At 71.6% G+C, this 13,845-nt stretch carries 10 protein-coding genes and 1 pseudogene; 5 read left to right on the top strand and 6 right to left on the bottom strand.

Going from position 1 to position 13,845, the window contains the following annotated elements:
• Window positions 1-36 precede the first annotated feature (36 nt).
• From OCT49_RS01780 to OCT49_RS01770, 3 genes are read right to left on the bottom strand one after another with little or no spacing between them, the layout of a single operon-like run.
• Complete coding sequence (locus OCT49_RS01780) at window positions 37-960, bottom strand: carbohydrate ABC transporter permease (RefSeq protein WP_283850122.1); 924 nt, start codon at window positions 958-960, stop codon at window positions 37-39.
• Window positions 947-1,915: a carbohydrate ABC transporter permease gene (locus tag OCT49_RS01775; protein ID WP_283850121.1), complete on the bottom strand. Its 969-nt coding sequence runs from the start codon at window positions 1,913-1,915 to the stop codon at window positions 947-949. Before OCT49_RS01775 ends, OCT49_RS01780 begins: the two co-directional genes overlap by 14 nt.
• A gap of 11 nt (window positions 1,916-1,926) precedes the next feature.
• Window positions 1,927-3,195, bottom strand: coding sequence for an ABC transporter substrate-binding protein (locus tag OCT49_RS01770; protein WP_283850120.1), 1,269 nt, complete (start codon window positions 3,193-3,195; stop codon window positions 1,927-1,929).
• Window positions 3,196-3,421: 226 nt separating this feature from the next.
• Between OCT49_RS01770 and OCT49_RS01765 the strand changes: the two genes are divergently transcribed.
• The 3 genes and pseudogenes from OCT49_RS01765 to OCT49_RS40005 all read left to right on the top strand — a co-directional run.
• Window positions 3,422-4,528, top strand: a complete 1,107-nt coding sequence (locus tag OCT49_RS01765) for a LacI family DNA-binding transcriptional regulator (RefSeq protein ID WP_283850119.1) — start codon at window positions 3,422-3,424, stop codon at window positions 4,526-4,528.
• Between the two features lie 232 nt (window positions 4,529-4,760).
• A complete protein-coding gene (locus OCT49_RS01760) occupies window positions 4,761-6,566 on the top strand; it encodes a protein-arginine deiminase family protein (RefSeq protein WP_283850118.1) in 1,806 nt (601 codons plus the stop codon).
• Window positions 6,567-6,617: 51 nt separating this feature from the next.
• Window positions 6,618-6,770 (top strand): annotated as a pseudogene (locus OCT49_RS40005) (transcriptional repressor); the annotation flags it as partial.
• A gap of 41 nt (window positions 6,771-6,811) precedes the next feature.
• On the opposite strand, the gene OCT49_RS01755 reads toward OCT49_RS40005, so the two are convergent.
• The 3 genes from OCT49_RS01755 to OCT49_RS01745 form a co-directional block, all read right to left on the bottom strand.
• Window positions 6,812-8,032, bottom strand: coding sequence for an MFS transporter (locus OCT49_RS01755; RefSeq protein ID WP_283850117.1), 1,221 nt, complete (start codon window positions 8,030-8,032; stop codon window positions 6,812-6,814).
• 91 nt (window positions 8,033-8,123) lie between these two features.
• Window positions 8,124-8,999, bottom strand: coding sequence for a phosphotransferase (locus OCT49_RS01750; protein WP_283850116.1), 876 nt, complete (start codon window positions 8,997-8,999; stop codon window positions 8,124-8,126).
• Window positions 9,000-9,152: 153 nt separating this feature from the next.
• On the bottom strand, window positions 9,153-11,003 hold the full coding sequence (locus tag OCT49_RS01745) for a serine hydrolase domain-containing protein (protein ID WP_283850115.1): 1,851 nt from the start codon (window positions 11,001-11,003) through the stop codon (window positions 9,153-9,155).
• 182 nt (window positions 11,004-11,185) lie between these two features.
• Between OCT49_RS01745 and OCT49_RS01740 the strand changes: the two genes are divergently transcribed.
• Both OCT49_RS01740 and OCT49_RS01735 read left to right on the top strand, forming a co-directional pair.
• Entirely contained in the window at window positions 11,186-12,295 is a 1,110-nt protein-coding gene (locus tag OCT49_RS01740) for an NAD(P)H-dependent flavin oxidoreductase (protein WP_283850114.1), read from the top strand.
• Complete coding sequence (locus OCT49_RS01735) at window positions 12,292-13,842, top strand: acyl-CoA synthetase (protein ID WP_283850113.1); 1,551 nt, start codon at window positions 12,292-12,294, stop codon at window positions 13,840-13,842. The genes OCT49_RS01740 and OCT49_RS01735 overlap by 4 nt, the downstream gene beginning before the upstream one ends.
• Window positions 13,843-13,845 lie beyond the last annotated feature (3 nt).

The raw sequence follows: 13,845 nt of genomic DNA, 5'->3' as shown, positions 1-13,845 counted from the left end.
TACCTTTCGAGGACCGGCCGCTCGGACCGGAACCGGTCACTTGAGACCGGCGGTTGCGAAGCCCTGCACGAAGTAGCGCTGGCCGATGAGGAAGAGAATGACCATGGGCAGGGTGGCCAGCGTGGTGCCGGCCATCAGGAAGTGCCACTGGGTGCCGTTCTCCGTCTTGAAGACGGAGAGCCCCACCTGGATCACCCGCAGGCTGTCCGTACGGGTCACCAGCAGCGGCCACAGGAAGTTGTTCCACGACGACTCGAAGGTCAGCAGTGCCACGGTGGTGAGCGCGGGCTTGACCTGCGGGGTCATGATGCGGGCGTAGATCCGGAACTCGCCCAGACCGTCGAGCCTGGCCGCCTCCTCCAGCTCCACCGGCAGGTCCAGGTAGAACTGGCGGAAGAGGAAGACCGCGAACGGGGTGACGGCGCCGGGAATGATCAGCGCCCACCAGGAGTCCAGCCAGCCGCTGCCGCCCTGGCCGAAGATGTCGTTGCCGCCGGCCAGCGGCATGAAGCGGACGATGAGGAACTCGGGCAGGACCTTGGTGTAGGTCGGGATCATCAGGGCGGCGATGAACAGGTAGAAGATGACCTCGCTGCCCCGGAACCTGATCCGGGCCAGCGCGTACCCGGCCATCGACGCGAGCAGCACATTGATCACGGTGTGGCTGAACGCGATGATGAAGCTGTTGCGCGCGTACGTCGCGAACGGCGCCGCCTTCAGCGCATCGACGTAGTTCCCGAACTCCCAGTGCTCCGGCAGCAGTCCGGCGTCCTGCGAGGCGATCTCCACCGGCGTCTTGAGCGAGGTGAGCACCATCCAGACGAACGGCACCACCATGAGCAGGGAGACGACGGTGAGGGTCGCGTAGAGCGCGATCCGGCCGACGGTGAGCGGTTTGCCGTTCTTCACCGGCCGGGACTTGCCCGTGGCCCCCGGCGCGGGCAGCTCAGTTGTGGCCACGGGTGCCTCCCATGATCCGCCGGTTGACCAGGGTGAAGCCCATCAGCAGCACGAACAGCACCAGTGACTGCGCGCAGGCGTAGCCGACGCGGAACTCCCGGAAGGCGGACTTGTAGATCTCGTACGTCATCATGGTGGTGCTGTTGGCGGGACCGCCGTCGGTCAGGATGTAGATCTGGTCGAAGGACTGGAACGCGCTGATCATCGACGTGATGAGCACGAAGAACGTCGCGGGCTTCAGCAGCGGCAGTGTGATCGAGAAGAACTGCCGCACCTTCGAGGCGCCGTCCACCGAGGCCGCCTCGTACAGCTCCTTGGGCAGGGACTGCAACGCGGCCAGGTAGATGAGCATCTTCATGCCGATGCCCTGCCAGATGCCGACCAGGATCACCGACGGCATCGCCCACGAGGTCGAGGACAGCCAGGCCGGTCCGTCGATCCCGAGGAACGACAGGAGCGTGTTCAGCAGCCCGTTGCCCGGGTTGTAGATCCACAGCCAGACCAGCGCGATCGCGACGGTCGCCGTCACCTGCGGCAGGAAGACCGCGGTGCGGAAGACGCCCCGCGCCTTCAGCCCGGTGTGCAGCGCCAGGGCCATGAGCAGCCCCAGCATCATGCCGAACGGCACGGTGAAGAAGGTGTAGACGACGGTGTTGACGATGGACTTGCGGAAGACCGCGTCGCCCATCATGTCCCGGAAGTTGTCCAGCCCCACGAACTGCGGCGGCGTCAGCACGTCGTACTTGGTGAAGGCCAGGACCACTGAGGCGACGACCGGCAGGCCGATCCAGAGCGAGGCGTGCAGCAGCGCGGGCGCCACCATGAGCATGCCGGCGCGTTGCCTGCGGCGCCCCGGTCCCACCGGCGCGCGGCCGGGACGCTTCTTCGCGACCGGGCGCCCGGCGGGGGAGGGCGGCCGGGCGGGCCGGGCCTTGAGTACGGATGTTGCTCCCACGGTACGGGTCCTTACATCCGGCCGATGGCGGCCTCGGCGAGCCGGCCGAGTTCCGCGATGGCGTCCTTCGCGGACTGGTTGCCCACGATCGCGGGCTCCAGAGTGGGCTTGATCTTCTCGCGGATCTCCATCCAGGCGGGGGTGCCGCCCTCGGAGCACGCGGCACCCATGCTCCGCAGGGAGAGGTCGACGAACTTGTTCTCCTTCACGTACGAGGTGTCGCTGAGGTCCTTCAGGCCGGGCACCGAACCACGCTGTTCGGCGGCGCCGATGATCGACTCGGGCGTGGCCAGGTACTCGACGAGCGCGCGGGCCGCCGCCGGGTGCTTGGAACTGGCGGACTGGGTGACGAGGGTGCCGCCCTGGAGCATGGCGGGCTTGCGGTTGGCGAGGATGAACGCCCCGAGCTTGTCGTCCTTGAGCAGGTCCGGCGTCTGCTCCTCGGCCTGCTTCCACAGCGCGCTGGTCGTCATCATCATCGACGCCTTGCCGGTCTGCACGTTGGACGGGGCGCCGGCGTCCGTCTTCCTGGCGTAGTCGGCGGAGCCGTCCGCGATGAGGTCCTTGAAGAACTGCAGGGCCTCGACGCCCCGGGCATCGGTGAACAACACCTTCTTGCCGTCGGCACTGAACAGCTGACCGCCGTTGGCGAAGAGGAAGGTCTCCCAACACTGGCGCAGATCGATCGAGAACGGGTCGAAACCGATCCTGCCGTTCTTGGTCAGCTGCTTGGCCACGGCGCGCAGCTCGGCCCAGTTCGCCGGGGTCTTCTTGATGCCGGCCTCGGCGAAGTGGTCCTTGCGGTAGACGACGATGCGGGTGTCGAGGACGACCGGCAGCGCGTACAGCTTGCCGTCGTACCGGGACGGCTCCAGCACCCGCTCCTCGTAGTCGTGCGCGGTGGCGAGCTTCTCCGGTAGTTCGGCGATCGCCTTCTTCGCGGCGAACGGCGGGATCCAGCCCACGCCCATCATCAGCACGTCGGGCAGCAGCCCGCCCGCGAGACCGGTGGTGATCTTCTCGTTGAGCTGCGCGTACGTGGTGTAGTCCACGTTCACCTTGACGTCCGGGTACTTCTTCCGGAAGCCGCCGAGGATCTCCTTCTCCAGCAGCGTCTTGCCGTCGGCGCCCTCGTAGATCGGGGTGAGCAGCGTGATCTCGCCTTCGGCGGGGCCGTCGGCCGAGCCGGACGTCGACGTACCCGTTCCGCACGCGCCGAGGGCTGCGGCAGCGGTGCCCGCGCCGATGGCGGCAAGCAACGACCGTCTTCTGAGTTCCATGGGACACCCCTTTTGAGGCGGAGGCTGTGGATCGATCCAGCGATGACATCCCGACAGTGGCTGGGAAGTGCTGGTAAATCGATGCAGTGATGCTAGGAACGCCCTCGGAGGGACGTCAACAGCTGGTGCACATGAATTTTCGGGGGCGTTAACTGGTGAACCGGTGAACCTTGTTAAGTAAATCGATACACTGCTACGGTCAGACGGATTCCGAACCGGAGGTGGCATGAGCGGGGTAACGATCCATCAGGTCGCGGAGGCCGCCGGGGTCTCCGCGAGCACGGTCTCCAACGTCCTGAACGGGCGGACGAACCGCATGCAGGCGGCGACGCTGGCCCGCGTGGAGCAGGTGATCGAGCAGCTCGGCTACCGGCCCAACCGCGCGGCACGAATGCTGCGCACCGGACGCATCAAGGTCATCGGCCTCATCGTGCCGTCCGTCGCCAACCCCTTCTGGGGGGCGCTCGCCCGGGAGCTGGAGGCCATCGCGCTCGCCGAGGGGTACCACGTGCTGCTCTGCAACAGCGAGCGCGACCCGGCCCGCGAGCTCAAGTACGGCGAGGAACTGCTCGCGGACGGGGTCAGCGGAGTGGTGCTCTGCTCCTCGCTGCCCTCGCTCGAACACGTGACGCCGCTGCTCAGCCGCGGTCTGAAGATGGTCGCCTTCGACCGCGCCGCACAGGCGGGCGACCCGCCGTCCCTGGCCTCGATCAGCGTCGACAACGCGATGGGCGCCGAGCTCGCCACCCGCCATCTGATCGAACTCGGCCACCGGAGACTGGCGTTCGTCTCCGGTTCGGTCCACAGCGTCAACCGCCGCGAGCGACTGCGCGGCTTCCGGACGGCCCTGGAGTCGGCCGGCCTCGACCCGGCCGACGCGATCGTCTGGCCCGGCGCCGACACCGCCGAGTTCGGCGACAAGGACGCGGCCGAACTGGGCCGGAACGCGGCCCGGGAACTCCTCTGCGGCCCCCGCCCGCCCACCGCGTTCGTCGCCATCAACGACATGTGCGCGATCGGCATCTGCCGGGGGGCCAAGGACGCCGGGCGCAGCGCGGGCCAGGACGTGTCCGTGGTCGGCTTCGACGACATCCTCCTCGCCGACCTCTTCGAACCCCCGCTCACCACGGTCCGCCAGCCGCTGCCGGAGATGGCCGCGGAGACGTTCCAGCAACTGCGGGCCCGGATCGACGCGGCCCCCGCGGCGGGCCGCTCCCTGCTCATCCGGCCGAGGCTGGTCGTGCGGGAGTCGACGGCGCCGGCGCCGGTACGGAGCGGCATGCCGGCCACGGTGCCCGCGGCGAAGCGGTCGACGGAGGGGCAGCCGGCCTGAGCCGCGCCCCGGACGCGGCGTCCGGGGCGCGGCTCAGGCCACCGGCGAGCGGGACCGGCCGGCCTCCGGGTGCATCGGCCTCCCGACCCGTGGGTGGGGCGCCATGGCGGTCACTGCATCGAAGGATTTACTCCCGGCTCGCCCCCGCGCAGGACGTGAAGGGGGAGCGGCGGGCGGCACAGTGGAGCGCGATCCAGGTTCCCCTGACGGCACTGCCTCGGAAGGCACTTCCATGCACTTCTCCGCCGACCGGCCCCGCCCCGCGCTGCGGGCCGTGACGACCGGTATCTGCTGCGCCGCGGTGACGGCGTCCGTGATGGCCCCGGTCGACGCGGGCGCCGTCCCGCGCTCCGCGGCCCAAACCCCCGCACCCCGGATCGAAGCACCGCTCGGCACGGTGTTCCTGCCCAACCTCGACGACGACTCGCGCCGCTGCACACTGCGCCCCGGCGACCTCGACCGGCTGGACGTGGCCCTGGACGAACGCCTCGCGGCCTGCCACGACGCCGCGGACGAAATGGTGAACGGTCCCGAGGACGCCAAGGACCTCACCCCGCTCCTGGTGCCGCCCACGGCGGTCGGTGAGGACGCCGTCGGCAGGCTCGCGGTGCCCGCCGCGCAACGGCCGTACGTCCGGATCTTCGTACGGGAGGGCGACCGGTACACCCCGCTCGGCGCCGACGGGGCACTGAGCGCGCGCGACCTGCGCCGCGGCGTGCGGCTCGCCGTCGAGGGGCGGGACATCGTCCGCGACCGGACCCGGTGGGACGGCCGGGTCCTCGTGACCCTCACCGTCACCGACCGCGGACGCACTGGCAGCACACGGCTCGGGATGAGCGTCGCCCCCGTCCTCCTCCAGCACGACCTCCAGCGCGCCCGCCACGTCTTCGCCGCGGCCCCCGGAAAAGGGCCGGGACAGCCCGTGGAGGTTCCGACCGCCACCCGGGTGCCCGGCGGGTGGAAGGAGTTCGCCGGGTCACTGCGCGCCGCGACCCGCGCCGTGGGGCTCCCCGACCGCGAACTGAACTTCCAGCCGGGCGGCCCCCAGTGGTGGAAGGACATCTGGCGGCAGGACATCGCCGAACCGGCCTATGCGACCAGGCCGGGCCCCGGCGGGCCGCAGACGATGCGGATCCTGCTGCGCTCCCCGAACTACTGGAAGTCCCCCGACGGCACGGGCGCGAGCCTGCGGCGGGCCGGGCGGCTCCTCTTCAAGGACCTGCGCGGACCGGGCGTGGGCGTCGTCCAGCAGTACACCACCGACCGCCCGGACAACGTCGACGAACTCCTCAACTTCACCGGCAACATCGAGTCGCTGCCCCCGTACCGGGGCTACCCGAAGGGCCGCGTGGTGTACGGGAGTTCGGCGGACCGCCGCCCCGATCCGTCGTTCGTGCGGATGCTGCGCGACCAGCGGGAGCAGCCGCCCGTGGTGATCGACACCTCGTGGCTGCTGGTCGGCCACGCCGACGAGACCGTGCACGTCGTGCGCGCCGACAACGCGCGCGGCTGGACCCTCGCCGTCTCCGACCCCCGGCTCGCGATCGGGCTGCTGAAGAAGGTCCAAGAGGCGGGGGAGGGCGGGCAGCGGCTGTTCGCCGACACCGACGCGGAGGACAAGCCCACCGTCGACGAGTTCCTGCGTTACGACGCGGCCAGGGGCGACAACGAGGACGCCGCGCGCCGCATCGACGAACAGGTGCGGGTGCTGCTGCGGGCGACCGGACTGAAGCCCACCGAGCTGGTGCGGCTGCCGGTGCTCTACTTCCGGGTGACCGACACCCCGGGGGCGGAGGGCCGCCACATCGCCTTCTCTCCGGCCCTGGCCAACGGCCTGTCGCTGACGGCCGAGGACTTCGCGGCCCCCGCGCCGCACGGCCCCCGGCTCGCCGGGCGCGACCTGTTCCGGGCGGAGGCCGAGCGGCGGCTGACGGCGAACGGCGTACGGGTGCACTGGGTGGAGAACTTCTCCTGGTCCCACCTCGGCGGCGGCGAGGTGCACTGCGCGACGAACGCGCTGCGCGACATCGGCCGGTAGCACGACCGGGTGCGGGTGCGGGTGCGGGTGCCGTATGCCGGGCATGCCGCCCCGCCCCGGCACCCGGTGCGCTCGGGCTGCGGCACGATCCGCGACGTGCGCCCGAGAGGCGGCCCACCGGCGGGGCGGCCGGACGACGAACGGTTCGGCTTCACCGTGTCGGAGGCCGAGGTCACGTACCGGGGACTGTGCCCGGAGTGCAGCCGGACCCAGGCGTCCTTGGGAAGCCCCGCCCGGTCGGGGGGTCAGACGCGGTTGACGCGGTACACGTCCCGCACGCAGAGGTTGAGGAGAGTGGCCACCACGATGGCACCGGCACAGACCAGGAGCACGGTCCGGTCGGCCCAGGCGTGCGCGGCGAGGGCGGTGACGAGGTAGCCGAGGGGGATGGCGATCCGCTCCCCGACCCCGTTGAACGAGCTCATCCGGCCCAGCTCCTCCTGCGGCACGTGCTGTTGGAGCGCGGTGGTCCAGGCCACCACGGCGACGTCCACCCCGATGCCCGCGAGCACGGCGGCGAGCAGCACCCAGGGCAGGGACAGGCCGAGGCCCAGTGCCGCCGGTGGCAGGCAGAGTGCGGCGCCGGTGACGACGGCCGCGGCCAGCAGCCGGTACGGCTTCCACCGCAGACACACCGCCGTTCCCGCCAGCAGCCCGAACGCGAACGCGCCCTGCACGAGCCCCCAGGACCGGGCCCCCGCATAGTGCTCGGCCGCGACCACGGGACCGAGCAGCTGGAAACCGGCCAGCCACGCGGCGACCACCACCGTTCCGGCCGCGGTGTACGTCCACAGCCAGGTGCGGCGCCGGAAGCCGGACCAGCCGACGCGCAGATCGGCCAGGACCCCGCTCGTCGTGACCGGTGCGCTCAGCCGCAGGCCGAGCAGCAGCAGCGCCGCGACCAGGAAACTGAGCGCGTCCCACGACAGCGCCCACGCCGGCCCGCCGACCGCCACGACCACTCCGCCGACGACGGGCCCGAGCACCTTGACGGCGTTGCTCGGCAGCCGGAGCAGCGCGTTGGCCCGCTGCAGGTGTTCCGCCGCGACGAGCTGCGCCACGACGCCCGTCGCGGCCGGGGCGGTGAAGGCCGTGGCGATTCCGGAGGCGAAGCCGCACACGGCGATCGAAGCGGTCGTCGCGTGCCCGGTGGCCACGAGCGCCGCGAGCACCCCCTGCGCGACCGCGGCCAGGAGATTGCCCAGGAACAGGATCCGGCTGCGCGACAGCCGGTCGGCGAGGACGCCGCCCGCGACGGTGAGGACGATCGTCGGCACCGCGTTCGTCGCCAGCACGACACCGAGCGAGCCGGTCCCGCCGCCCTGTCCGATCACCGCGTAGGCGAGCGCGACCGGTGCCATCGCGGAGCCGGTCGCCGAGACGAGATTGGCGAGTACGAACCGGCGGAAGGCCGGAACCCGCAAGGGTGTCGGAGGGGGCGCGGGCGCTTCGGCGATGGCCTTCATGGTCCTTCCGTGACCGGTGTGTTCCTTCCGCGACGGGCGTGCCCGTCAGGTCGTCCGGGACCCTACCCCCGGTCCGGGCGGTGCGGATCCCTCACAGGCGCCGTTCGGCCAGATCCAGCCAGTGCTCCACCTCGTCCGGGGCGAAGTGCCGGACGGCCCAGTCGGCCATGCGCAGGCTCATATGGGCCCAGCAGGGGCGCAGGACGTCCTCGGGCAGGGCGTCCAGAACGGCGTCGAGGCGTCGGACGACTCCGGGCTGCTGTTTCCTCGCGTGCAGTCCGAAGCGCAGGGTGATCAGGTCGAAGCGGCGATCGCCCCGGCCGGCGCCGTCCCAGTCGATGACTCCGGTGACGGCACCGTCCACGGCGAGCAGATTGCCGTGGTGGAAGTCCTGGTGCACCACGTCGTCCCCCGCCAGGAGGGGAGGGTGCGCCGCGCCCACCGACCTGATCCGCCGTTCCAGGGCGGCGCCGCGACGGCCGTGCCGGCGCAGCGGTTCGTGCAGGCAGTAGCCGGGGCCGTCGTCGAGCAGGTACAGGTTCACCGGCGGGACGTTCCGGTGCCCGGCGAGCAGCCCCGACTGCGCCTCGTTGAGGGCCAGGGCCCGGTCCAGGCCGCGGTGGTCCAGCAGGTCAGGCGGCGTGCCCGGCAGGAGCTGCTGGACCAGTACCACCGCGTCGTCCACCTGGAGCGCCAGTTCCGTCGCCGGGCAGGGGTACCCCCGGTCGCGCAGCACCTCGCACACCGTCAGGGGGCCCGCCCGCAGCGCGTCGAGCCGGGTGCCCGGCCGCCACTTCAGCACGGACCGGTGGCCGTCGGGCCAGCGGACGTACGCGGCGCCCACCTGGCCTCCCGGACAGGGGCCCTCGACCACCAGCCGTACTCCCGTCCGGGCGTGCACGGCGGCCACCAGCCGGTCGGGATCGAGGCGTTCGGCACGCGTCCAGTTCTGCGGTGATGAGGTCATCGGAGCATTCTCCGATGCCGATGCCGATGCCGATGCCGGCCGCCCTGTCCGCCGGGCCGGGGGAGGAGGCGGCCCTTCCCCCGCCCGGCAGGTCCGGCGCGGGTGCGGGAGGGGCGCCGGGCCGGACGGCACCGGTGGCCCTCCCGCACCGGGTCAGTCGGCCGACGCCGTCCAGCCCCGCGCCTCCACCCGGGCCGCGTCGCCCGGGCGGCTGTCGTCGAAGACCGTCCGGACGCCGTCCTCGACGCGGACGGCGTCCACGTACGCCCCGCGGCCGACGTACAGCTGATCCGTCGCGTACCGCCAGCGCAGGCGGACCTCCTTGCCGCGCCACGGGGCGAGGTCCGCCTCCAGGCGGTGCCACACCCGGCCGGACCAGCCGGAGACGGAGCCGGTGGGGTGGGCCTCCGGTTCCGGGCGGGGCCGCTGCGCCATCGGCACGGTGGCGAACGGCACCGGCTGCCAGGTCGCCCCGGCGTCCGCCGACGCCTCCAGGAAGACGAAGTCCGACCCGGGCTCGGTGTCCCACCACAGCGCCGAGTCCAGCCGGGCCCTGCCCGAGGAGAGCCGCAACGGGGGCAGGGTGAGCGTTGCCTCGGTGGCACCGGCCTGGCCCGAGAACCACGCCGTGCGCCCCCGGACCGGGCGGACCGCCACCGCGCGCGCCATCCGGTTGGCGGTGGCCACGCGCGGCGCGCTGCCCGAACGCCAACTGCGCACGGGATGCACCGAGTTGCCGAGGACGATCAGGAACGAGTCGGTCGTCGGGTCCAGGACGAGGCTGGTGCCGGTGAAACCGGTGTGGCCGGCCGTGCGGGGCGTGGCCATCGCACCCATGTACCAGTGCTGGTAGAGCTCGAAACCGAGCCCGTGCGCGTCACCGGGGAACGCGGTGTTGAAGTCGGTGAACAGCAGCTCGACCGAGGCGGGGGAGAGGATGCGGGCCCGGCCGTACACCCCGCCGTTGAGCAGCGTGCGGGCGAGGATCGCGAGGTCCCAGGCGCAGGAGAAGACCCCGGCGTGCCCCGCCACCCCGCCCAGACTGTACGCGTTCTCGTCGTGCACCTCGCCCCAGACCAGCCCGCGCTCCAGCCCGGACCAGGGGAGCCGGGCGTCCTCGGTCGCGGCGATCTTCGGCTTCCAGGAGGCCGGCGGGTTGTACCGGGTGCGGTGCATCCCGAGCGGAGCGGTGATCTGCTCGCGGAGCAGGGAGTCCTGGGTGCGGCCGGTGATCTTCTCCAGGACCAGTTGTAGCGAGATCAGGTTGAGGTCGGAGTAGAGGTACACCGTGCCCGGCGGATTGGCGGGCACCTCGTCCCACAGGAGCCGCAGCTTCCCTTCCTGGGTCGGCTCCTTGTACAGCGGGATCCAGGAGCGGAAACCGGAGGTGTGGGTGAGCAGTTGACGGATCGTGATGTCCTGCTTGCCGCCACCGGCGAAGTCGGGGAGGTACGAGGCGACCTTCGCCTCCAGCGCCAGCGTCCCGCGCTCGATCTGCTGCACCGCCAGGATCGAGGTGAACAGCTTGGACACCGAGGCCAGGTCGAAGACGGTGTCCTCGGCCATGGGGATCTGCCGGTCGGGCGGGAACTCCACGCCGGTGTCGGTCTTCTCGTCGTACGCCGAGTAGCGCACGGCCTTGCCGATGGGCCGGTGCAGGGCCACCGTGCCGCCCCGGCCGGCGAGCAGCACCGCCCCCGCGTACCAGGGATGCTGCGGGGAGGCGTCGAGGAACTTCTCCGCGTCGGCGACCAGTTGGTCCAGGGGTTCTCGCAACAGCCCGGCGCGTTCGGCCGTTCCGCGCCGCAGGGTGGGGCGGCCGTTCCCCGGTGCCCCGCTCGTCCCGGTTCCCGTGTTCATGTCCGACGCCTTCGCCCCCGACTCCATGGCCGACGCCCGTTCCGCGAACGGAATCGGCGCCAGGGCGAGCGCTCCGCCCAGGGCCAGCATCCCACCGCCCAGCCTCCGTCGGCTGATTCCCCGGCCGGCCACGTCCTCGGTCATCCGGAACCCCTTCCTACCGCCTGAAAGTAACTTTCGAACTCTCTTCCGGAAGTGAAACTTCCTGCCGACGCAGAGAGTACTGCCGCCCCGGCCGCCACGGAGGTCCCCTGCGCCACAAAGAATCTGACGTTGCATCAGAAACTCTCTTCCCTCGGCCGACGGACTGCGGCATCCTGCGCCCCATGGAGACGGAGCTGAGCAGGAAACTGGGAGTCGAGCACGCCATCTTCGGCTTCACGCCGTTCCCCGCCGTGGCCGCGGCCATCACCCGGGCCGGAGGACTGGGCGTGCTCGGCGCGGTCCGTTACACCGCCCCCGACGACCTCGCACGCGACCTCGACTGGATGCAGGAGCACACCGACGGCAAGCCGTACGGCCTCGACGTCGTCATGCCCGCCAAGAAGGTGGAAGGGGTCACCGAGACCGACGTCGAGGCGATGATCCCGGCCGGGCACCGGAAGTTCGTCCGGGACACCCTGGCCGAGCACGGCGTCCCGGAACTCGACGAGGGCGAGGCGTCCGGCTGGCGCATCACCGGCTGGATGGAGGAGGTCGCCCGCAACCAGCTCGACGTCGCCTTCGACCACCCCATCAAGCTCCTCGCCAACGCCCTCGGCTCCCCGCCCGCCGACGTCGTCCGGCGCGCCCACGACCAAGGCGTGCTCGTCGCCGCCCTCGCCGGAAGCGCCGAGCACGCCCGCCGCCACGCCGCCGCGGGCATCGACATCGTCGTCGCCCAGGGGTACGAGGCGGGCGGCCACACCGGCGAGATCGCCTCCATGGTCCTGGTGCCCGACGTGGTCGACGCCGTCGGACCGCTGCCCGTGCTCGCCGCCGGCGGCATCGGCAGCGGCGAGCAGATCGCCGCCGGGCTCGCCCTCGGCGCCCAGGGCGTCTGGCTCGGCTCCCTCTGGCTGACCACCGAGGAGGCCGACCTCCACTCCCGCGCGCTGACCCGCAAACTCCTCGCCGCCGGCTCCGGCGACACCGTCCGCTCCCGCGCCCTCACCGGCAAACCCGCCCGCCAGCTCCGTACCGGGTGGACCGACGCCTGGGACGACCCGGCCGGCCCCGACCCGCTCCCCATGCCGCTCCAGGGGCTGCTGGTCGCCGAGGCCGTCTCCCGCATCCAGAAGTACGAGACCGGCGCCCTGCTCGGCACCCCCGTCGGACAGATCGTCGGCCGGATGAACAGCGAACGCAGCGTGCGGGCCGTCTTCGACGACCTGACCCGCGGTTTCGAACGCGCCGTGGACCGGATCAACCGCATCGCCGGACGGAGCACCTCATGACCCCGCCGCCCAACGGCTTCTGGGCCCAGGCCACCGCCGACCCCGACCGCACGGTCCTGATCGCCCCCGACGGCGAGAACTGGACGGCCGGCCGGCTGCACACCGAGGCCAACCGCATGGTCCACGGACTGCGCGCGGCCGGACTGGAGCGCGGCGACGCCTTCGCGGTCGTCCTGCCCAACGGCGCCGAGTTCTTCATCGCCTACCTCGCCGCCGTGCAGGCCGGGTTCTACCTCGTCCCCGTCAACCACCACTTCGTCGGCCCCGAGATCGCCTGGATCCTCTCCGACTCCGGCGCCAAGGTGCTCATCGCCCACGAACGGTTCGCCCCGGCCGTGACCGCGGCCGCCGCCGAGGCCGGCCCGCCCGCCACCCACCGCTACGCCGTCGGCACCATCGAGGGCTTCCGCCCCTGCTCCGACCTGCTCGAAGGCCGCCCCGGGACGCCGCCGGAGGAACGCACCCTCGGCTGGGTCATGAACTACACCTCCGGCACCACCGGCCGCCCGCGCGGCATCCGCCGCCCGCTGTCCGGCAGGCTCCCCGAGGAGAGCCACCTCGGAGGATTCCTCGGCATCTTCGGCATCCGGCCGTTCGACGGCAACACGCACCTGGTCTGCTCGCCGCTCTACCACACGGCCGTCCTCCAGTTCGCGGGTGCCTCCCTGCACATCGGCCACCCGCTGGTCTTGATGGACCGGTGGACCCCCGAGGAGATGCTGCGCCTCATCGACACCCACCGCTGCACCCACACCCACATGGTCCCCACTCAGTTCCACCGCCTCCTCGCCCTCCCCGACGAGGTCCGGCGCCGCTACGACGTCACCTCCATGCGCCACGCCGTCCACGGCGCCGCGCCCTGCCCCGGCCACGTCAAACGGGCCATGATCGACTGGTGGGGGCGGTGCGTCGAGGAGTACTACGCGGCCAGCGAGGGCGGCGGAGCCTTCGCCACCGCCGAGGACTGGCTGAAGAAACCGGGCACCGTCGGCAGGGCCTGGCCGATCAGCGAACTCGCCGTCCTCGACGACGACGGCAACCGGCTGCCGCCGGGCGAGCTCGGCACCGTCTACATGAAGATGAACACCGGCGGCTTCAGCTACCACAAGGACGAGGGCAAGACGCGGAAGAACCGGGTCGGCGACTTCTTCACCGTCGGCGACCTCGGCGTCCTCGACGAGGACGGCTACCTCTTCCTCCGCGACCGCAAGATCGACATGATCATCTCCGGCGGGGTCAACATCTACCCCGCCGAGATCGAGGGCGTCCTCCTCGGCCACCCCGCCGTCGCCGACGCCGCCGTCTTCGGCATCCCGCACCCCGACCGGGGCGAGGAGGTCAAGGCGGTCGTCGAACCCGCCGCCGGACACGAGGCCGGCGAGGAACTCGCCGCCGCGATCCTGCGCCACTGCGAGGACCGGCTCGCCGGGTACAAACGCCCCAGGAGCATCGACTTCACCGAAGAGATGCCCCGCGACCCGAACGGCAAGCTGTACAAGCGCAGGCTGCGCGACCCGTACTGGGAGGGGCACCCCGGCGCGTCGTGACCC

The sequence above is a fragment of the Streptomyces sp. ML-6 genome, assembly GCF_030116705.1.
In the GTDB taxonomy this organism is placed as follows: Bacteria; Actinomycetota; Actinomycetes; order Streptomycetales; family Streptomycetaceae; genus Streptomyces.
This window is presented reverse-complemented; position numbering and strand designations above follow the sequence as displayed.

Coding starts and splice junctions, on each gene's coding strand:
- OCT49_RS01760 (WP_283850118.1), top strand. CDS start 4,761: ATGCACTTCTCCGCCGACCGGCCCCGCCCCGCGCTGCGGGCCGTGACG.
- OCT49_RS01750 (WP_283850116.1), bottom strand. CDS start 8,999: ATGACCTCATCACCGCAGAACTGGACGCGTGCCGAACGCCTCGATCCC.
- OCT49_RS01745 (WP_283850115.1), bottom strand. CDS start 11,003: ATGACCGAGGACGTGGCCGGCCGGGGAATCAGCCGACGGAGGCTGGGC.
- OCT49_RS01765 (WP_283850119.1), top strand. CDS start 3,422: ATGAGCGGGGTAACGATCCATCAGGTCGCGGAGGCCGCCGGGGTCTCC.
- OCT49_RS01735 (WP_283850113.1), top strand. CDS start 12,292: ATGACCCCGCCGCCCAACGGCTTCTGGGCCCAGGCCACCGCCGACCCC.
- OCT49_RS01740 (WP_283850114.1), top strand. CDS start 11,186: ATGGAGACGGAGCTGAGCAGGAAACTGGGAGTCGAGCACGCCATCTTC.
- OCT49_RS01770 (WP_283850120.1), bottom strand. CDS start 3,195: ATGGAACTCAGAAGACGGTCGTTGCTTGCCGCCATCGGCGCGGGCACC.
- OCT49_RS01755 (WP_283850117.1), bottom strand. CDS start 8,032: ATGAAGGCCATCGCCGAAGCGCCCGCGCCCCCTCCGACACCCTTGCGG.